General features: G+C 52.6%; 17 protein-coding genes. 7 read left to right on the forward strand and 10 right to left on the reverse strand.

Going from position 1 to position 19,350, the window contains the following annotated elements:
* Positions 1–690: 690 nt before the first annotated feature.
* Positions 691–2,883, forward strand: coding sequence for a catalase/peroxidase HPI (katG, locus tag H8K43_RS09525; RefSeq protein WP_186903606.1), 2,193 nt, complete (start codon positions 691–693; stop codon positions 2,881–2,883).
* Positions 2,884–2,974: 91 nt separating this feature from the next.
* Here katG and H8K43_RS09530 read toward each other — a convergent pair whose 3' ends face one another.
* The 6 genes from H8K43_RS09530 to H8K43_RS09555 form a co-directional block, all read right to left on the reverse strand.
* The gene (locus H8K43_RS09530) at positions 2,975–3,286 is read right to left on the reverse strand and encodes a hypothetical protein (RefSeq protein ID WP_186903607.1); all 312 of its coding nucleotides are present in this window, start codon (positions 3,284–3,286) and stop codon (positions 2,975–2,977) included.
* Positions 3,287–3,342: 56 nt separating this feature from the next.
* Complete coding sequence (locus H8K43_RS09535) at positions 3,343–3,705, reverse strand: DUF6404 family protein (RefSeq protein ID WP_186903608.1); 363 nt, start codon at positions 3,703–3,705, stop codon at positions 3,343–3,345.
* A gap of 136 nt (positions 3,706–3,841) precedes the next feature.
* Complete coding sequence (locus tag H8K43_RS09540) at positions 3,842–4,246, reverse strand: cupin domain-containing protein (protein ID WP_186903609.1); 405 nt, start codon at positions 4,244–4,246, stop codon at positions 3,842–3,844.
* A 47-nt stretch (positions 4,247–4,293) separates the two neighbouring features.
* Entirely contained in the window at positions 4,294–4,689 is a 396-nt protein-coding gene (locus tag H8K43_RS09545; RefSeq protein WP_186903610.1) for a GFA family protein, read from the reverse strand.
* Positions 4,690–4,763: 74 nt separating this feature from the next.
* The gene (locus H8K43_RS09550; RefSeq protein WP_186903611.1) at positions 4,764–5,768 is read right to left on the reverse strand and encodes an SRPBCC family protein; all 1,005 of its coding nucleotides are present in this window, start codon (positions 5,766–5,768) and stop codon (positions 4,764–4,766) included.
* 118 nt (positions 5,769–5,886) lie between these two features.
* Complete coding sequence (locus H8K43_RS09555; protein ID WP_186903612.1) at positions 5,887–6,540, reverse strand: energy transducer TonB; 654 nt, start codon at positions 6,538–6,540, stop codon at positions 5,887–5,889.
* A gap of 1,091 nt (positions 6,541–7,631) precedes the next feature.
* On the opposite strand from H8K43_RS09555, the gene groES reads away from it, so the two are divergent.
* The 3 genes from groES to H8K43_RS09570 all read left to right on the forward strand — a co-directional run bounded on the left by groES (position 7,632) and on the right by H8K43_RS09570 (position 12,018).
* Positions 7,632–7,922 (forward strand): co-chaperone GroES, encoded by a 291-nt coding sequence (gene groES, locus H8K43_RS09560; RefSeq protein WP_162021341.1) that lies wholly within the window; start codon positions 7,632–7,634, stop codon positions 7,920–7,922.
* A gap of 48 nt (positions 7,923–7,970) precedes the next feature.
* Positions 7,971–9,620 carry a chaperonin GroEL gene (gene groL / locus H8K43_RS09565; protein WP_162021342.1) on the forward strand — a complete coding sequence of 550 codons (1,650 nt, stop codon included), beginning with the start codon at positions 7,971–7,973 and terminating at the stop codon, positions 9,618–9,620.
* A gap of 415 nt (positions 9,621–10,035) precedes the next feature.
* Positions 10,036–12,018: an OPT family oligopeptide transporter gene (locus H8K43_RS09570; protein ID WP_186903613.1), complete on the forward strand. Its 1,983-nt coding sequence runs from the start codon at positions 10,036–10,038 to the stop codon at positions 12,016–12,018.
* 81 nt (positions 12,019–12,099) lie between these two features.
* Here H8K43_RS09570 and H8K43_RS09575 read toward each other — a convergent pair whose 3' ends face one another.
* A complete protein-coding gene (locus H8K43_RS09575) occupies positions 12,100–12,744 on the reverse strand; it encodes a tRNA-uridine aminocarboxypropyltransferase (protein ID WP_186903614.1) in 645 nt (214 codons plus the stop codon).
* A 154-nt stretch (positions 12,745–12,898) separates the two neighbouring features.
* Here H8K43_RS09575 and H8K43_RS09580 point away from each other — a divergent pair, with 154 nt between their 5' ends.
* Positions 12,899–14,077 (forward strand): hypothetical protein, encoded by a 1,179-nt coding sequence (locus H8K43_RS09580; RefSeq protein ID WP_230403802.1) that lies wholly within the window; start codon positions 12,899–12,901, stop codon positions 14,075–14,077.
* A 30-nt stretch (positions 14,078–14,107) separates the two neighbouring features.
* Here H8K43_RS09580 and H8K43_RS09585 read toward each other — a convergent pair whose 3' ends face one another.
* The gene (locus tag H8K43_RS09585; protein WP_186903615.1) at positions 14,108–15,013 is read right to left on the reverse strand and encodes a TIGR01777 family oxidoreductase; all 906 of its coding nucleotides are present in this window, start codon (positions 15,011–15,013) and stop codon (positions 14,108–14,110) included.
* A 62-nt stretch (positions 15,014–15,075) separates the two neighbouring features.
* Positions 15,076–17,097: a TonB family protein gene (locus H8K43_RS09590; RefSeq protein ID WP_186903616.1), complete on the reverse strand. Its 2,022-nt coding sequence runs from the start codon at positions 17,095–17,097 to the stop codon at positions 15,076–15,078.
* Between H8K43_RS09590 and H8K43_RS09595 the strand changes: the two genes are divergently transcribed.
* A complete protein-coding gene (locus H8K43_RS09595) occupies positions 17,096–17,263 on the forward strand; it encodes a hypothetical protein (protein ID WP_186903617.1) in 168 nt (55 codons plus the stop codon). The genes H8K43_RS09590 and H8K43_RS09595 overlap by 2 nt on opposite strands.
* A gap of 117 nt (positions 17,264–17,380) precedes the next feature.
* Positions 17,381–18,325 (forward strand): 4-hydroxyproline epimerase, encoded by a 945-nt coding sequence (locus H8K43_RS09600; protein ID WP_186903618.1) that lies wholly within the window; start codon positions 17,381–17,383, stop codon positions 18,323–18,325.
* Positions 18,326–18,354: 29 nt separating this feature from the next.
* Here H8K43_RS09600 and H8K43_RS09605 read toward each other — a convergent pair whose 3' ends face one another.
* On the reverse strand, positions 18,355–19,137 hold the full coding sequence (locus H8K43_RS09605) for an AraC family transcriptional regulator (RefSeq protein ID WP_222611001.1): 783 nt from the start codon (positions 19,135–19,137) through the stop codon (positions 18,355–18,357).
* Positions 19,138–19,350: the final 213 nt, after the last annotated feature.

Here is a 19,350-nt window from a genome sequence, read left to right on the forward strand (position 1 = left end):
GAACCGGATATCCCCCGGTGTTGCATTATTCCTGATCGTGCAGTACATGGTGAACTGCACAAACGAGGCACTTTTACCGGATAAAACCTGACTTCAGGACATGACTGGCCTGGCAGCCTGGAAATCCGTCGGCGTGTCCAGCCGAAATACTGGCCGGCATGGCCCACCTTTTTTCTTTAAAAGAATATTTCCTGATAACGGCGCTATTTTCGCAATTCCTCAAGCCAAAAAAGCGGACTTGACAAAAACTCACAAATTTATTGCATTAGGTAAATAGTACTGCCCTGCACAGAACAGAGCAAGCCACACTCGCTGTGCCTTTGCCGCAACGTGCATGCATACCAGTTAAGAATACTTTCCATTTTCTGCAATGAAAAACAGCCCCGAAAACCTGATCGCGTCTCGTTATCCACAGATCCTCAACTTCAGCCGCCCGCTTTGCGCGATGTTCTGATACCAGTCCTGTTATCAGGGAGCGAGTGCTCTGCACCACAAGCGGCTGCAGCGATTCCCTTTCAGTTACACGCGGAAGTAACACCCGACTGCTACACTCAAAGCGCGCAGTCAGCGCAGTGAGCGCAGTCAATAGTAAAAATCAATTGAATTGATATTTTTAATCAAATAGACCTAAAACACGCGCATCTCTAGAATGACTCTGGCAGTACACAACAACTCACCAAAGGATACAAAATGTCGAACGAAGCCAAGTGCCCCTTTTCAGGTAGTGCCCGCCAACAAACGGTAGCCGGAGCCCCTTCTAATGCTGACTGGTGGCCGAATCAACTCAATCTCAGCATCCTGCATCAACACTCTGCGCGTGCCAATCCTATGGGTGAGGACTTTAACTACGCAGAAGCTTTCAAACAACTCGATCTGGACGCAGTCGTACAAGACTTGCACGCACTGATGACCGACTCGCAAGACTGGTGGCCTGCCGATTACGGTCACTATGGTCCTTTCTTCATCCGCATGGCCTGGCATAGCGCCGGTACCTATCGCGTGACCGATGGCCGCGGTGGTGCCGGTGCCGGTGCCCAGCGTTTTGCGCCACTCAACAGCTGGCCGGATAACGGCAATCTGGATAAAGCGCGCCGCCTGTTGTGGCCAATCAAACAGAAATACGGCAAGAACCTTTCCTGGGCCGATCTGATGATCCTGGCCGGCAACGTGGCACTCGATTCCATGGGCTTTAAAACCTTTGGTTTTGCCGGTGGCCGCCCTGATATTTGGGAGCCAGAAGCGGATATCTATTGGGGTTCAGAAGGAAAATGGCTGGGAGACCAGCGTTATAGCGGGGATCGCGAATTAGAAAAACCATTGGCAGCAGTACAGATGGGTTTGATCTATGTAAATCCGGAAGGCCCGAACGGCAATCCTGACCCACTCGCCTCCGCCCGTGACGTACGCGAAACCTTTGCCCGTATGGCGATGAATGATGAAGAAACCGTGGCCCTGATCGCAGGTGGTCACACCTTCGGTAAAGCCCATGGTGCAGGCGATGCGGCGCAAGTGGGCGCTGAACCGGAAGGCGCAGGTATCGAAGAACAAGGCCTGGGCTGGAAAAACAGTTTCGGCAGCGGCAAAGGCGTACACACGATCACCAGCGGCATTGAAGGCGCATGGACACCGAATCCTATCCAATGGGATAACGGCTATTTTGAAACCCTGTTCGGCTATGAATGGGAACTGACTAAGAGCCCGGCCGGTGCCCATCAATGGACGCCAAAAGATCCGGCCGCCCGCACTACTGTGCCGGATGCGCATGACCCGGCCCTGCGCCATGCACCGATGATGACTACGGCTGATCTGGCCTTGCGTGCTGATCCTGCGTATGAGGCGATTTCACGCCGCTTCCTGCAGCATCCTGAGCAGTTAGCAGATGCATTTGCCCGCGCCTGGTTCAAGCTGACCCACCGTGATATGGGCCCGGTCAGCCGCTACCTCGGTCATCTGGTACCGCAAGAAACCCTGATCTGGCAAGATCCGATTCCAGCCCGTCAGCATGCACTGATCGATGCACAGGATATCGCCGCGCTGAAAGCACAGATACTGGCGACCGGCTTGTCGGTCAGCGAACTGGTCAGCACCGCCTGGGCATCGGCATCCACTTTCCGTGGCAGCGATAAACGCGGTGGAGCCAATGGTGCGCGCATCCGCTTGCTGCCTCAGAAAAACTGGGAAGCCAATCAACCTGCGCAATTGCAAAAAGTCTTGGGCAAGCTGGAAGCGATACAGCAAGCCTACAATGCAGCGCAGACTGGTGGCAAACAAGTGTCCTTAGCGGATCTGATCGTACTGGCCGGTGCCGCAGGCATAGAAGCCGCAGCACAGCAGGCTGGTGAACAGGTGCAGGTGCCATTCACACCAGGCCGCATGGATGCGAGCCAGGAGCAGACCGATGTCGATTCGTTCGCAGTACTGGAGCCAGCCGCTGATGGTTTCCGTAACTACGCCAAGTCTGGACTGGCGGGTCACGCGGCGGAACTCTTGCTCGACAAAGCCCAGTTGCTGACCTTGTCCGCACCGGAAATGACAGTACTGATCGGTGGCTTACGTGTGTTAGGCACCAATACCGGCAGCAGTCTGCATGGCGTGCTGACTTCACGTCCTGGCGTACTGAGCAATGACTTCTTCGTTAATCTGCTCGATATGCGTACCAGCTGGAAGCAATCCACCAATGCAGGCGTACTGGAAGGCCGTGATCGTCAAAGTGGTGAATTGAAATGGACTGCCACCGTGGTCGATCTGGTATTCGGCTCCAACTCACAATTACGTGCACTGGCCGAAGTGTATGGCAGCAGCGATGGACAAGCACGTTTCATCCGTGACTTCATCGCAGCCTGGAACAAAGTGATGGAACTCGATCGCTTCGATCTCGCATAAAGCAAGGCAGTAAAACCAAGGCGGATGTCCGTATTCATGGACATCCGCCTTTTGTCATTGCGCCGTCAACATTCTCTGATCTGCTTGTCAGCTACAAACCGGCACAAGCTATCGCTGGCACTTTGACTGTGTCCACAATTTTTTTCTCCGCATCCGGCTGCAACTGAATACGTTCAATACAGGTATAAGGCAACAAACTCTGGCGCAGCCTGGTACAGCTCAACGTGGCTACAGCACCGTCCGCCTCACAGCGAAAACCATCTGCCGCCAGGCGGCTTATTGCCTGATTCCATGCTGTCCCAGCTGGAACCGCCTCAGTAGCGTAGTTAGTAAAGCGCTCCTGATTCAGCGCATAGCAGGAAGTGAGCGGAATCAGCATCAGGAGCAGAAATGGTGATTTCATAGGAGGGGAAAATCAGATTTCAAAGTTGTCAGAGTGATGGCTGCTGGAAGCGAAAATCACTGCACGTCTTCCCAAAGTGGTAGCTGATATTTTTTGCGGCCATATGCGTAATAGATCGCCATCCCCAGACCAAAAAAGCCGCCTGCAAAGCAGGCTGCGAGCGGTAAGGAGGCAAATAGCAGCGACTTGCTCGCAGCACTAGACAGCCACATAAACAGCCACATCAGCAGCCCCCAAAAAATTCCGAAATACACGCCAGACAACACCAACACAGACCAGAACCTGGCGAAATGGGGTGGCGGACAATCGATACCCAGACGCCAGAGCAACAGCACGCCGGGTGGCGCGTAACTGGATTTACGCATGCCTGTCGCTTCCAGCAGCTGCAGCGCTGCTTCACGCCGGGTCGATGTCATCATATCGGTTCACCTTTCAAAGTTTTCGATTCATGCCCGCTACTTCCGCGCGGATGGCACTGGAATGCAGGAGAAAATCTTACCTGAAAAGCAAATAAATGACATGCAAAATATAGCCTGAAGAAGTCAAAAAAACTTCCTAACTGCTCTGGGTACGCGGGTCCGGCCCGTTGCGTGTGCCCTCACCGGGCGTGATGAACAGTATCGTGCAATCTGCTTCAACTTTCGCGGTATGCCAGACGCCTTTAGGAATCACCAGCACGCTGCCAGTTTGCCGGAATTCCACGCACTGCTCTGCGCCGTTCACGTACAGATATAAGCTCGCTGCCCCGGCCAACAAATACAGCACTTCATCACCATGCGGATGCATTTCCCAACAAGTCCAATCTTCGGTAAACCTATGCTGGGAAAGCAGCACACATCCCTGAAATTGCGCAAAGCGGGCATCAAGCTCTTGATACATCGTTGGCGTGTGCGCCACGGGTGTGGCAGTCAGTTTCGCATCCATAACGATGCAGTGTTCATCCAAAGTCATCGCCCCCATATTGCCTCCCAAATTAGCATCACCGCTCTGCGAATGCTGAAAAACAGTCAGGGTAGTTGCTCCGCCCCAGCCGGAGGAATCACCCAGCTATGCATGCGTTCTTCATACACAGAAAATTGGGGCGCAGGAAAAGCCGGATCAGCAAATGCACCGACCGGTATGGCCAGATAGTCTTCCAACCCTTGCGGTTCATAATAGACGGTAGCCCCGCAAGTAGGACAGAAATGAAAGCGTATATGGGCGCCCTCATCCGCCACCCGCACATACACCGTCGATGCCCCGGACAGGACAACTTGCGTACGCAAAAATCTGGCTTGCTGACCAAACACGCTGCCGGTACGCCGCTGGCAGGCCAGGCAATGACAAATCGAAACCCGCACCGGCTCGCCAGTGACTGTCGCAGTGAGCTGACCACAACTGCAGGAAGCAAGACCTTGAGTCATAATTTTCCTCAAAAATTGAGTATTGATTTGAGACCGGGTAATCTGACTCTTTTACGTTTTACGACTGCTGGATTTCAATCTCGACCGTAAGTGACAGGCTGGTTCAATAAGCTGTTTGCTTTTTCAGCCCGGTTCTTCATTAAACCTAGTATAGATTGATGAAAATCGGTCAGCACCATTTTCCCCCAAAGATCACCGTAAATTTTCAGCTGTGATTTGTTGAGGAAGTGAGTTGTCAGTTTTAACTCTGTAGCACCACTCTGATTTGTCGTTAATTCGTAGCCACCGTCGAGCACAGTAAAATACTCTCCACCCATTTCAACATGGCGATCCAACGCATCTCTGGGTATCGAACCCGCAGGAATATGGAAGCGGTAGCGCAATAGCTTGGGACGATCCCACTCTTGAATCACCTCCTGAAAACTGACGCCCTTCTCCCACCGCGAAGTTCGGACGCTACCGACACCAGCTCCATTCATTTCTGCCTCTAAGGGGCGAGGCAAACCAATCATATGTACGAATGAAAAACCCAATTCCTTAGGATCTATCGCGCGAACACTTGCAAGCTGATCGAAGACAACTTCCGGCGGCGCCTGAATTTGTATGCTGGAGCTTACGATTTGTTCACTGCTTTCTACAGGCAGGTTTGCCTCTATTGGGCCAAGTAAAAGCGGTAAAATGACAAAAGCAGATAAAGATGAACGCTTAACTTTAAGTTTATTGTGTATAAAGCCTGCAATGAGGCCACCCAGTACTGAAGCGATCAGGAATACCGGCGCGACCAGTACAAGACAAATAAGCCCTTCCAGCAAGGTCACGAACATTGCCACCAAAAATAGCATCATGGTAACGGCGGAGATAGCAGCCTGCTTTCCTAAAGAAATATGTTCACTACCTGCGTATAGCAAGACAGCAATCGCACCGACACAAAACGGGGTAACTACTAAAAAAGCGGTTGATACAATCTGGAAAAATGGAGCAAGACTTTTAGCCTCGAAACCCAAACGTATTGATAACCCATAAATCGCACCTGCAAAAAGGGCACTCCAGACCCTAACGAAGCCATGTTCTTTTCCCATAAAATTCACATTTCTTAAAAATTAAAGAAGGCTGTATTTGCATCTGGCTAGTGCGGTTAATTTTTGCTTTGGTACAGTGTGTATCAATGCGCATACCAGTTCGAGCAAGACCTTGATATTAGTGAGCACTTTTAGCTATGAGCTCGTTAACTGCTTGCTTAAACGATTCAAAAAATTTGGTTTCAGGTTGAGAGGAGCAAGATGAAATAGCCATCGGAACTGCTTCCTTAACACTCTTTGCCAACGCAATCTTTTTTTCAATCGATGGATTCCCAGCTAATACAAGATAACCGATAGAGAGACTGACCACACTCATTTCCTGTAATTTTTTTTCAGGGAAAGTGGATTTAAAATACTCTAAGTCAACATTAAACTCCTTACATAATTTTTGAGGAAGACTCAAAAAAGAATCACGTAAAAATTCGATAGGAATCAATACTTCAGTGGAAGATGTTCCTTGTTTTGTTTCACCTGGCTTATACGTCAATGATTTCACCAGTGCAATCGCTGCCAGATCCAGTTTTTCAGAGCGAGAAGTTTGCAAGACGGATGCAGAAACAGGCTTACCATCAGCATCGAATATAGCTAAAACCTCTACAGTTCCCTGAACTCCGTTCGAAGAGAGTTCTTTGGGATAGGGCGCATCAGTTGGCCGCAAAGATATTACCGGTACCTTTATCGGTTCCGATCTGGCTGGAGTTGGTATTGACACCTTTTCTTGGGAAAAAGCGGTACTGGAAAATAGCAGAAAAAGTAAGAGATATTTATGCATATTGAAGCTTAAAAATGTGGTTATTTTTCTTTAGACTCGGTAACGGAGCTGCGTAACAGCGACATCGACCAGGTCGGGGCATTATTCGATTTTCTTGAGAACCTGAATTTGAAACAAATTGGAAAATGGCTGTCGGAAAAAATCAACAGAGACTGGATCTGCGAATGGGGCATTTTCCAACATTGAATCCAATTCAACCTGGCTAATAAAGATAACTGTTTAAAATACATTAAGAAGGCAAGCATGTATCCCATTTAGATCGTTGAGCATAATACTCCTGCCTGCTTCAGAAAATCATCTGATATTGTGTTCGCGGAAAAAACTATGGCAAAGTCGATTTCGCGGCTTCAAAGCAGAAAACAACATATCCCTGACGCCTGTAATCGGACTAGGAAAAGGGTTGCTTTCTACGAAATTATTCAGGGCGCGAATATCTTCAATACTGTTGAAGCTCTGGATCTCGGTCTGCTGCGCAAGCTATGTTGCCATCATTTCACGTATCTTAGGAAGCCTCGAAGTTAACAACCATTACACTGCATGCAATTACAGCTAACATATTTCTTAGCCATAATAGCAACTTAAACCAGCTCTACTACTTGGGCAGAAAAATGTGCTAGCGTCCTGAGTAGTTCCAATTTAGCTGAACAGAGTTCCAAGCTAAGTGGATTCATACAATAGTTCAAAGATAAGTGACCAAAATTCAAAGTTAAATGAATTTCGACACACCGTACATCGCATCCGGCACACAAAGCCAACTCTTGAAAAAGCCTGACCTCGCCCCTACAATTAGCACTCAACACAAGAGAGTGCTAACAATGTTAAAATCTCAGGGTTTCAGCATTGCGGGCAATCTGGCCGTGGATGGGATGTGCGCTCTGGCATGACATGGATTTGCAGCGAATACGTATGCGAATTTGCATGTTCAGGGCTTGAAAGTGGCAATACGGCACCCATCTAAGGCGCACATTTTTGTTTGTTTGCTGATAGGCCTTACGCAACACCGCGCAATGCTTTCAGTCTTGCAACTGGTTGTGCTGTAAGCCTCGTTTTACTTCGGTAGTTTTACTTTTGTAATTATTTTAGGAGTTAGTATGAATCTTCGTCCCCTGCACGATCGCATTATCGTCAAACGTTTGGATCAAGAAACTAAGACCGCTTCCGGTATCGTTTTGCCTGACGCAGCAGCAGAGAAACCAGACCAAGGTGAAGTACTGGCCGTTGGTGCAGGTAAGCAATTGGATAACGGTACAGTGCGCGCACTGGAAGTCAAAGTTGGCGACCGCGTTCTGTTTGGCAAATACTCCGGCCAGTCCGTCAAAGTAGACGGCAACGAAGTATTGGTAATGCGTGAAGAAGACATCTTCGCGATCGTACAGAAGTAATTCCTTTCTATAGCACGATAGATATCCTCAAGATTCTGGAGAATTAACATGGCAGCAAAACAAGTCGTATTCGGCGATGACGCACGCGCTAAGGTCGTGAACGGTGTTAACGTTCTGGCAAATGCAGTAAAAGTTACTCTGGGCCCTAAAGGCCGTAACGTAGTTCTGGAACGCTCTTTCGGCGCGCCTACAGTGACTAAAGACGGCGTTTCCGTTGCTAAAGAAATCGAACTGAAAGACAAACTGGAAAACATGGGCGCACAGCTCGTGAAAGAAGTTGCGTCCAAAACATCTGACAATGCTGGTGACGGCACAACAACAGCTACCGTACTGGCACAAGCTATCGTACGTGAAGGCTTCAAATATGTAGCAGCGGGCTTCAACCCGACTGACCTGAAACGTGGTATCGACAAAGCAGTTTCCGCACTGGTTGCTGAAATCAAAACTCTGTCCAAGCCAACTACCACTTCTAAAGAAATCGCTCAGGTAGGTTCTATCTCCGCGAACTCTGACGCTGACATCGGCGACATCATTGCTAACGCAATGGACAAAGTCGGCAAAGAAGGCGTGATCACAGTTGAAGACGGCAAATCCCTGAACAACGAACTCGACATCGTTGAAGGTATGCAGTTCGACCGTGGCTATCTGTCCCCATACTTCATCAACAATCAGGAAAAACAAGCGGTTATTCTGGAAAACCCGTTCATCCTGTTGTTCGACAAAAAAATCTCCAACATCCGTGATCTGCTGCCAGTTCTGGAGCAAGTTGCTAAATCCGGCCGCCCACTGCTGATCATCGCCGAAGACGTAGATGGCGAAGCACTGGCAACTCTGGTTGTTAACAACATCCGTGGCATCCTGAAAACAGCTGCTGTTAAAGCACCTGGTTTCGGTGATCGTCGTAAAGCAATGCTGGAAGACATCGCTATCCTGACTGGTGGTCAGGTTATCGCTGAAGAAGTCGGTCTGACACTGGAAAAAGCAACTCTGCAAGATCTGGGTCAGGCAAAACGCATCGAAATCGGTAAAGAAAACACTACCGTAATCGACGGCGCTGGCCAGGCTATCGGTATCGAAGCACGTGTAAAACAAATCCGCGCTCAAATCGAAGAAGCAACTTCTGACTACGACCGTGAAAAACTGCAAGAACGCGTTGCCAAACTGGCAGGCGGTGTTGCTGTGATCAAGGTTGGTGCTGCAACTGAAGTTGAAATGAAAGAGAAGAAAGCACGCGTTGAAGATGCACTGCACGCAACTCGCGCAGCGGTTGAAGAAGGCGTGGTTCCTGGTGGTGGCGTTGCTCTGCTGCGCGCACGTGCTGCTGCTGGCGAAATCAAAGGCGACAATGCAGATCAGGACGCAGGTATCAAGCTGGTTCTGAAAGCGATCGAAGCACCGCTGCGCGAAATCGTAGCGAATGCCGGTGGCGAACCTAGCGTTGTTGTAAACGCAATCGTGAACGGCTCTGGCAACTACGGTTTCAATGCTGCTAACGACACCTACGGCGACATGATCGAAATGGGTATTCTGGACCCGGCAAAAGTAACCCGTTCTGCTCTGCAAAACGCGGCTTCTGTTGCTGCTCTGATCCTGACAACTGACGCACTGGTTGCTGAACTGGCTGAAGACAAACCAGCTGGCGGCATGGGCGACATGGGTGGTATGGGCGGTATGGGTGGCATGGGCGGCATGATGTAATAGCCGTCGCAAGCGACACTCGCCTGCACACTGAAAAACCCCGCAGCAATGCGGGGTTTTTTGCTTTTTGCCACAGTCTTAGCGGATGACTACAGCCCTTCTGCGATGCTGCGCAACAGTCTGCTGGCAGCATAGTCTTAGGTACTGAATGCGTGCTTGACACAGTGAGCACAGACTAAGATACTGCCGCCTCTGAAAGAAAATTTTCATAATCGGCAGAAAGTCGCGGTAAGGACTGAATACCGGTTACTCGTTTTTATAACAATGCCACACGATTAATACGCAGTTTGGACACAAAGCTGTTCCGGCCAAGCGAGCACGCATAAGCGTGCCAGCAATCGCCGCCTCAGCATTGTCGACAAGCTGCAATATTATCCGTGCTGGCCCAGTCTGACTTCCTGATCCTGGAGACACAATGGCCCTGCAACAACTGAATGAAGAGCAGATCCGGACCTGGACTCGCGCCCAAAAGGACGAGTGGTGGTTCAAAAACGTTTACCGTGGCGATATGCCACAACTCACCTTCCGCTCCGCCCTGACCGGTTTTTTATTAGGTGGCATCTTGTCCGCGACAGCGCTGTATATCGCGGCAAAATCTGGCGTGAATATCGGTGTAGGTCTGACCTCGGTCATTCTGGCCTTTGCGCTGTTCAGAATTCTGTCGAAGACCGGCGTCGCCAAAGACTTTACGATACTGGAAAATAACTGCGCCCAATCTATCGCCACGGCTGCCGGTTATATGACCATGCCTATGGTGGCACCGATTACCGCCTACATGCTCGTGACCGGACAAATCATCCCGTGGTGGCAAATGCTGATCTGGATGGTGGTCTGCTCTATTCTGGGCGTGCTGGTTGCGTTTCCGCTCAAGCGCCGCTTCATCAATGAAGATCAGTTACCGTTTCCCGAAGGCCGCGCCTGCGGCGTGGTGCTGGACACCCTGTATTCCGGTGATGGCAAAGAAGGTATGCGTCAGGCCAGATTGCTGGGCCTGACCACCTTATGGGCCGGTGCTTATCAATTCCTGATCAGCGATGGCTGGATGAAGCTGCTGCAATTCAAAGTGCTGCAAATGGATAAGTGGGCAGGCATGACTGAAGCCTGGCATTTACAGGAACGCATCGATACCTATTATTACCAGCTGGCCGTGAAGTACGACCTGTGGATACCCAAAATCCTGGGTGTGGATTTCCGTGCACTGGGTCTGCGCCTGACGGTTGACGCCGCCATGTTCGGCGTCGGTGGCCTGATGGGTATACGCGTCGCGAGCAGCCTGTTGCTGGGTAGCTTGCTGAACTTCGCGCTGCTCGGACCACTGATGATACAAAGAGGCGATATCGTTGAACGTATCGCACCGAACGGTAAGCTGGTTCCTATCTCCCGCGTTGAGATTCTGAACCAGTGGGGTCTGTGGTGGGCCGTCTCCATCATGGTGGTCGGCTCTATAGTCACGCTGGCTGCCAAGCCTGAAATTTTTACCAGCCTGTTCAAATCCCTGGGCAAACAAAAGTCTGTCGCCAAAGGCCCGGACATACTGGCACATATAGAACTGCCGCTGATGGTTTCTTATATCGGTATCCCAGCCTTCAGTCTGCTGGGTGCCTGGCTGAATCTGAGCTTTTTCGGCGTTCCTATGGTGCTGACTTTCGCCGCCTTACCGCTGGTATTCCTGCTGGCTGTGATCTGCGCTAACTCCATGGCACTGACTTCCTGGTCGCCGACGGGTGCACTGTCCAAAATCACGCAGATCACCATGGGCGTAATAGACCGTACCAATCCGGCATCGAACATGATCCCGGCCGGTATGACTGCCGAAGTGGCATCGAATGCCTCCAATCTGCTGTCTGATATCACACCGGGCTATATGCTGGGCGCGAAACCACGTCAGCAGGCAATCGGTCATGTGATCGGCATTATCTCTGGCGCACTGGCTTGTATCCCGATTTACTACCTGCTGTTCCTGCCTGCCGATGCACAAGGCATACGTGATACGGCGACTATCGTCAGCGACCGCTTCTCGCATCCATCTGCAATGCAATGGAAAGGTATGGCGGAACTGATCGCCAAAGGCGTGAGCAGTTTGCCGACTTCGGCGATTATCGCCATGGTGGTAGCGGCACTGGCAGCGCTGGTGATAGAAGGTGGAAAAATGATCACCAAGGGCAAAATCCCTCTGTCTGCAGTCGCGATTGGCCTCGGTGTGGTTTTGCCGCCAGAAGCCTGTCTGGCCATGTGGCTGGGTGCTGCCGCGTTCTGGTGGATGGGCCGCAAACATCCTGAACCAGGCACTTCCGGTCACCAGTTCTGGGTTGAAGGTTGTGAACCTATCTGTGCCGGTCTGATTTCGGGTGCGGCGTTGATGGGTATCGGTAACGCCCTGTTGAACGTCATGCTGTAATTCTGTTCTGCTCATAGCAAAAAGCCCCGCCAGACTCAACACTGGCGGGGCTTTTTTCATCTGGCTGCGCGTAGTTGAAACTCAGCGGCTTTGCTGCATCCAGCCCAACTGCTGCTCCACCATCTGATCGAAAGCTTGCAGCACAGGGCTGAAATCGGCTTCGGCTTGCAACGCCATCAGCGCATAGGTGCTGGCTTCCAGCGTCGATAACTGATCGGGCTGATGGGCTTTGCGGATACGGTAATGCGAGGCTGGCATCTGACGCAGACTCCAGCGCGGCAGCGCTTGCAATAAGGGATTCAGATACAACATCTTACGGCTCTTACGCCAGGTCGCATCCAGCACCACTAATCTGAGCGGTGGCTCACTGGCAGACGGTTCCCAGGCGCTGCCATGGCTGTGCAAGTCCTGCGCCTCAGACTCCGTCGTATCGGGATACAGTAAGACGGTCAGTCTGCCTGACTGCTGTGCCGCCGCTGTGCTGCTATGCCAGTCTCCGTGCAAAGCCTGTGCCAGTGCCGCCTGCTCAAACTGCTCACCCGCCAGTATCAAAGACGATCCTGGCAAGCACAGATGCAGCAAGCGTCCGCTGCCTTTGACATGACTGATCTCCAGCGGATGCTGCAATATCAATAATTCATGGCGGGTATGGACAGGTCTGACACAAGGACAGATACAATTTCTGACAGCACGTAAACAGTGCTGACAAGTTTCACGAGAACTCATGCAAACCTTACAAACTAGCGGAGAAGTACAGTAGTACGGACTAACAGGTCCAACCACCGGGCACTGCGGATTTTACTTAATCCAAGGCGCATTGCGCAGGCTTAGACTATCATGTCAGTAATTTCGTCACCAGCATCACACCGGAAAATCTGTCATGAAAACTCCTTATTTGTTATCCCTGTTGATTCTGCTGATCGCGACCGCCTGCGGTGGCGGGGGCAGCAGCGCCTCCGGCGGTGACACAGTAATACCCCCGGTTTTGCCTCCGGTCACACCACCGACTACGCTGGAAAAGAAAGCCGCAGTGCTGGCCGCCAAGCTGGGCAAGTCCAGCCGTATGCTGGTCGGACTGGGTTCGGCTGATCTGGCCGATGTCCAGAAACAAAATCTGAAAATTGATATTTATGATCAGTATCTGAATGGTGTAGGTGCAGGTTCCTGGCCTACCTGGAACAGTCCAAGCGGCGCCTATGTGCAGGTGGTCGCTAAAAACGCCGATACCCTGGGCGCTGTGCCTATGTTCACGCTGTATCAGATGGCCAGCAATGGTGATGGCAATCTGTCGGGCTTGTCGAATCAGGCTTTCATGACTGGTTACTGGAATAATGTGCGTCTGCTGTTCCAGCAAATTAAAACCTATGGCAAACCGGTACTGGTGAATTTTGAGCCGGATTTCTGGGGCTATACCCAACGCTTGTCCACCAATGCCGACCCGGCTACGGTGTTCGCACTGGTGAACAGTGATGCCGATTGCAGCACGTTGGGCAATCATGTCGCCGGACTCGCGCAATGCCTGGTACAAATTGCACGTAAATATGCACCCAATGCCTACGTGGGTTTTCCACCGGCGCTGTTTGGTGATCTGTATTCAACGGCACTCGGCTACATGCAAAAACTGGGCGCAGACAAAGCCGATTTCATCGTGATGCAAACGCTGGACCGCGATGCCGGTTGCTTTGAAGCGATTCCCCAGCCCAGCTATTGCCAGCGCGCCGGTACGAATTGGTACTGGGATGAAGCGAATATCAAATCCCCTAATTTCACTGAACATTTTGCGCTCGCCAAATCGTATAACACTGGCCTGCAATTACCCGTGCTGTGGTGGCAGACTCCGCTTGGTGTACCGTCTGCAGTTGCCGGTGGCAGCGCCGGTAAATGGCGTGATAACCGTGCGCGCTACTTCCTGACCCATGCGTCTGAAATGGTGGCGGCAGGCGGGTTGGGCGTGGTATTCAGCACCGGTGAAGTGAATCAGACCAGTATCAATACCGATGGCGGCCAGTTCAAAACTCTGACGACGAATTACCTGGCAAACCCGGCAGCCCTGCCGTAAGCCTCAGTAAGCCGCAGTCATCAAGCGCCTTCAGGCATGCTGACGGTTCAGATGCTGTAATGCAGGCAAGAGGCTGGGATAGCTGAACTGGTATCCCAGCTTATTCAGACGGGTCGGCAGCACATGCTGGCCACCGGTCAGCAATTCCGACAACTCCCCCAATGCGAGTTGCAGTACCCAGGCCGGGGTGAAGAGCCAGGCCGGACGCTGCAGACTGCGCGCCAGTAACTGCGTGAATTCACGGTTCGTCACAGCTTCTGGCGCGACCATATTGACGCAGCCGCTGGCACGCTCATCTGTGAGCAATCTGAGCATGATGGCCACATAATCATCGACATGTATCCAGCTCATCCACTGACGGCCATCGCCTATGCGCGCACCCAGACCCAGTTGAAATGGCAGGCGCATTTTTTTCAAAATACCGCCAGCACTATCGAGCACTAAGCCCGTACGCAGCACACAGACCCGGGTTCCGAAGCGTGCTGCCGGGATTGCGGCGGCTTCCCAGTCTACGCATAACTGCGCGCCAAAATCACCACCGGCACTGGCAGTTTCATCGATCATTTCGTCATGACGATTGCCATACACGCCAATGGCCGAGCCGCTGAGCAGCACAGCAGGCTTCTTCCTGGCCTGCGCCATTTTGTGCATCAGTTGCTCAGTCAAAGTAATGCGGCTGAGACGCAGCAATTGCTTACGCGCCGCAGTCCAGCGCGCATCGACGATGGATTCGCCCGCCAGATTGATGACGGCATCGAACTCCAGTTCGGGCGTGTATTGCTCCAGGTCCTGCATCGCCTGTACCCCGGCACCACACAATGCGGCCAGCTGATGCGGGCGACGCGTAAGAACAGTGAGCTGATGTCCCTGCGCCAGCAAGGCTGAGCATAAACGACGGCCGATCAGCCCGGTTCCGCCTGTGATTAAGATATGCATAGAGTGTCCTGCCCTGTTCGTGAATTGTCCCCAGTGTAGGGCAATTCATGCAATTTTGCTGATCAGCGCAATTCTTCCAGTATGCGCAGGCTGTCATCAAAACTCCAGATACGGCGAATTTCAATCACATCGTATTGTGCCGCCACCGCAGGTGGAAAGGCCGCATAACGCGCATTGAGGCGCACGATATTGCGCACCGCCTGGTCCAGATCCATACGGCCACTGGAGCGGTGTATGGTCACCTCCTCTACGGTGCCATCACTACGGATAGACACTGTGACTATCGGGTCTCCGCGTGCTTTATCTCTGGCAGTATTGGAGTAGTTCAGATTGCCATTGCGTTCGATTTTCTGTTTCCAGCTATCGGCATAGGCACGTAACTGCACATCGCGCTCACTCGTGCTGAAGACACTGCGGCGGCGTGATTTCTCGACTGAGTCGCGCGGTACCGGCGGCGCACCACGCAGCAAATCCAAGCCGCGTGCCTGTTCGCGCAAACGGTTAGCCAGATCGCTTTGCAAACTGGCCTGACTGGCGCTTGCGAGTGCGCTGCCATTGCCACCGGCACTGCCGTTACCACTACCGGTACCCGGTATTGTGGCGTTACCATTGCTGCCGGCGCTTGCGTTACCAGACTGGCTGTTCTGCGCTTGGGCTGATACACCTGCACCTGCGCCAGCAGCGGTCGCCATTCCCTGTGCGGGTGCAGTATTCTGGCTGACACTGCTATTGCCAGCGATGACCTGTACAGCCCGGGCCTGACTTTGCGCCTTATCTGCCATACTGGACTGGACCGCAGCGCTCTGAGCAGCCTGAGCAGCCTGAGCCGCTTTAGCAGCCGCCTGCAACTCAGCCTCACGCTGCTGTTGCGCTGCCAACTGCTGCCTGGCCTGCTCTTGCTCCTGCTTTTGCTTCGCCAGTTGCGCCAGTTGCTGACGCTCCTGTTCACGTTCACGCTCCTGCTCGCGTTCCAACTCCCGTTTCTGCAGTGCTGCGTTACGTTGATTTTTCTGTAGCTCGCGCATCTGCTTATCCTGCGCAAGCTGCTGCTGCAAACCTGCATCAACAACAACTGCTGGCTGACTGCGTTGCTGCAGCATTTCGGTCAGACGATTTTCTGCAGCCGTGTGTGCTTGCTGCAGTTGCTGTTCATGGCGCAGTTGTTCTTGTTTTTCCTGTTCCTGTTTTTTCAGTTCACGCAGTTCTGCTGCGCGCTTTTCCTGTTCAGCTTTTTCCTGTTCCCGACGGTCGGTCTCGGCCTGAGCAAGGCGGAATTGCTCTATGTCGCTTTTCTGGCTTTGCTGAATCTGGCTGACCAAAGTTTGCTGACTGCGCATATCCGCAGTCTCGCTGAGCTGAGCCGCTAACTGGCGCTCACGCTCGGCCTGTTTGCGCTGACGTTTTTCTGCATCAGCCTGATAGCGCTCCGGGGTGACAGCGACAGGATCATCCTCTTTTTCTTCACCACTCTGACTGACAGGATCAGGAAAGCGACGCCGCTCGGTTTCTTCCTCAGGCGCTTTCTTGATATCTTCCGGCGCCTGAGCAGCCACCACAAAACTATCCAGTCTGAACTGATCCTGGGCGATGACTGCCTTCACTTCAGACAGCGCTATCTTGCGCTTGGGTGCAACCGGCGCCTGAGAGGCATAAGCGCGCTTGGTCTTAGTCGTTTTCGCGGATGTTGGTGGCGGCGTAAGTACTACAGCAGGCGGACGCGGCGCGATCAGTTGTATGCCATTCACGGCTACGCCTGATGCCCTGCTTTGCGCTGCGATGGAAGATAAGGCTGGTGTCGATGCAGGCTGGGCTTTTTCAGCCGGGGCTGAGGCTGGGCTTGTGGATGAACTCTGCGCTGGCGGTGCTGGCATGGTGATACGCAAGGCCAGTTGCGGCACTTCGGCACGTTGCTCAGATGCAGACGGCGCTGAGGATAGTGCTGCGGCCGGACCGCTACCCGGTATGCCAAAGCGCAGCGATAACACCAGTACATGCAAGAGCACAGAGACCAGCAGCCCAAGCGTCAGCCGCCATTTTACCTCATCAGGGAGTTGTGCTGCAGAGTGGTGCGCAATCAGAGTCATGCAATCAGAAAATCCGGGAGTTCATCAGGTCAATATCCGGCGCTACTTTACCATTGCACAGCGCCAACGCACACTGGAATTGCGTGATACGCCAGCAATTGTGACCAGACGCCGACAATTGCCTGAGCAGACTTGTTGTGCCGATTTCCACAAGCTGAGCTGGTGAACATATCAAGACAGCTTGCCTGCGTGGGTGATAAGCTCGACATCAATCCGGCATCCGTCTGCACTCAGCAATCAGCAATCAGCAATCAACTCTCAGCAAAAAATCCTAAGGCCCATCATGACCAGCATAGACATTATCGACTCCCACACCGGCGGCGAACCTACCCGCGTCATCATGGCGGGCGGCCCGCCGCTTGGTGCGGGCAGCCTGGCTCAGCAACTGGAGATCTTCCGCACTCAGTTTGACCATTACCGTACTGCGACGGTGTGTGAACCACGCGGTTCAGATGTGCTGGTCGGCGCACTGGCCTGTCACTCACCGCATCCGGATTGCGTGGCCGGCGTGATCTTCTTTAACAACGTCGGTTATCTGGGCATGTGTGGTCACGGCATGATAGGTTTTCTGGTCACGCTTGCCCATGCGGGCCGTATTACACCTGGCCTGCATCGCATCGATACACCAGTCGGTATCGTGCAGGCTGAATTACATGAAGACCTGAGCGTGACGGTGCATAATGTACCAGCCTACCGCTACCGCCATGCAGTCAGCATCGAGGTGCCGGGCATAGGCACAGTCAGCGGCGATATCGCCTGGGGTGGCAACTGGTTTTTCCTGATTAATCAGCATGGAATGCAGCTGCAGCTGACACAGCTTGAACAATTAACGGATTTTGCCTGGCGAGTGCGGCAGGCGCTGGAAGCAGCCGGTATCAGCGGTGAACATGGTGCAGTGATCGACCACATAGAATTATTTGGCGCCGCCGACTCTGCCAATAATCATAGTAAGAATTTCGTGCTTTGCCCCGGCAAAGCCTACGACCGCTCGCCCTGCGGCACCGGCACCAGCGCGAAACTGGCTTGCCTGGCGGCAGATGGCAAACTGAAAGAGCAACAAGTCTGGCGTCAGGAAAGCATTATCGGCAGCGTGTTTGAAGCCAGCTATCGTTTTGCCGATGCTGAACGGACGCGGATTTTACCCAGCCTGCGCGGCTCAGCCTTTGTGAATGCCGAAGCCAGACTGCTACTCAACGAGCACGACCCCTTCATCTGGGGCATACGTTAAGCCTGCAAACTGAAAGCAGCCTGCGCGCATCAGTTCGCAGGCTGACTGTCACGCATCACTTCACGATAATCGCTGGGCGTCATTCCTACGGTGGCACGAAATACGCGTGAAAACGCGCTGTGATCCTGATAGCCACAAGCCAGCGCGACTTCGGTGATACTGCAATCGGATGCCGACAACATAGCCGATGCCGCATCGAGCCGGATTTTGACCATCATCTGACGCGGCGTCAGCGAAAATATCTTATGAAAATTGCGCTCCAGCTGGGCCACCGATAAGCCGGTCAGTTCAACTAACTCGGCCATGCTCACGGTCTGCGCATAATGCTGATGTAAGTGGCTGACTGCCGCTGCCACCTTGGCATAGACCGGATGGCGTTGATCGGGCGCAGCCAGATCGCGCGATACCCCACATAAACCGATGATGGCGCCAGCCTGATCACGCAGCGGCTTCTTTTGGGTCAGACACCAGCCCGGGCTGCGGTTCGGATACAAATGCAATTCCAGCTGATCGCGTAATTCCTTTGCGCCTTTCAATACCATCGCATCCTGCGTCGCGTAACTGACGGCTAAGGAAGTGGGGAATAAATCTGCGGCACTGCGCCCCAGCAAAGCAGACTTTTCGCGCAAACCACAGCGTCTGACCAAAGTCTGGTTGACCACGATGTAGCGCCCTGCCGTATCTTTAACGAAAAACACGATATCGCCCATGGAGTCGAACAGACTCTCGGCGAAAAACACATCCGCTACATGCTGCGCCAGCCACGCGCGCTGATCCTGTACGGAATACTGCCTGCCCTCTTCCATTTCCATCCTTTCTGCACACCAGCATGTCTGACCGCATGCCGTTAATATATTAAGATTGCAGACATCAGGATACCTGATAGGCAAGCCAAATACCTCAGGCCAACAAAATCACCCGCAAAATCCGGCACACAAATGTGCCTAGGAACAACAAGCTGCGGGACTAGCATCGGGGAGTCATGCTGTGACACTCTGTGACAGCGCTGTCTTTCAGGCATTCCG

The organism is Cognatundibacterium curvum (assembly GCF_014284235.1).
Taxonomy (GTDB): domain Bacteria; phylum Pseudomonadota; class Gammaproteobacteria; order Burkholderiales; family Burkholderiaceae_D; genus Undibacterium; species Undibacterium curvum.

Excerpts from the sequence above, each read along its gene's own strand:
- H8K43_RS09550 (WP_186903611.1), bottom strand. The coding sequence starts at position 5,768 with ATGGGAAAAGAACATGGCTTCGTTAGGGTCTGGAGTGCCCTTTTTGCA.
- H8K43_RS09605 (WP_222611001.1), bottom strand. The coding sequence starts at position 19,137 with ATGGAAATGGAAGAGGGCAGGCAGTATTCCGTACAGGATCAGCGCGCG.
- H8K43_RS09580 (WP_230403802.1), top strand. The coding sequence starts at position 12,899 with ATGAAAACTCCTTATTTGTTATCCCTGTTGATTCTGCTGATCGCGACC.
- H8K43_RS09540 (WP_186903609.1), bottom strand. The coding sequence starts at position 4,246 with ATGGGGGCGATGACTTTGGATGAACACTGCATCGTTATGGATGCGAAA.
- katG (WP_186903606.1), top strand. The coding sequence starts at position 691 with ATGTCGAACGAAGCCAAGTGCCCCTTTTCAGGTAGTGCCCGCCAACAA.
- H8K43_RS09570 (WP_186903613.1), top strand. The coding sequence starts at position 10,036 with ATGGCCCTGCAACAACTGAATGAAGAGCAGATCCGGACCTGGACTCGC.
- H8K43_RS09530 (WP_186903607.1), bottom strand. The coding sequence starts at position 3,286 with ATGAAATCACCATTTCTGCTCCTGATGCTGATTCCGCTCACTTCCTGC.
- groES (WP_162021341.1), top strand. The coding sequence starts at position 7,632 with ATGAATCTTCGTCCCCTGCACGATCGCATTATCGTCAAACGTTTGGAT.
- H8K43_RS09555 (WP_186903612.1), bottom strand. The coding sequence starts at position 6,540 with ATGCATAAATATCTCTTACTTTTTCTGCTATTTTCCAGTACCGCTTTT.
- groL (WP_162021342.1), top strand. The coding sequence starts at position 7,971 with ATGGCAGCAAAACAAGTCGTATTCGGCGATGACGCACGCGCTAAGGTC.
- H8K43_RS09600 (WP_186903618.1), top strand. The coding sequence starts at position 17,381 with ATGACCAGCATAGACATTATCGACTCCCACACCGGCGGCGAACCTACC.
- H8K43_RS09595 (WP_186903617.1), top strand. The coding sequence starts at position 17,096 with ATGCAATCAGAAAATCCGGGAGTTCATCAGGTCAATATCCGGCGCTAC.
- H8K43_RS09545 (WP_186903610.1), bottom strand. The coding sequence starts at position 4,689 with ATGACTCAAGGTCTTGCTTCCTGCAGTTGTGGTCAGCTCACTGCGACA.
- H8K43_RS09585 (WP_186903615.1), bottom strand. The coding sequence starts at position 15,013 with ATGCATATCTTAATCACAGGCGGAACCGGGCTGATCGGCCGTCGTTTA.
- H8K43_RS09590 (WP_186903616.1), bottom strand. The coding sequence starts at position 17,097 with ATGACTCTGATTGCGCACCACTCTGCAGCACAACTCCCTGATGAGGTA.
- H8K43_RS09535 (WP_186903608.1), bottom strand. The coding sequence starts at position 3,705 with ATGATGACATCGACCCGGCGTGAAGCAGCGCTGCAGCTGCTGGAAGCG.
- H8K43_RS09575 (WP_186903614.1), bottom strand. The coding sequence starts at position 12,744 with ATGAGTTCTCGTGAAACTTGTCAGCACTGTTTACGTGCTGTCAGAAAT.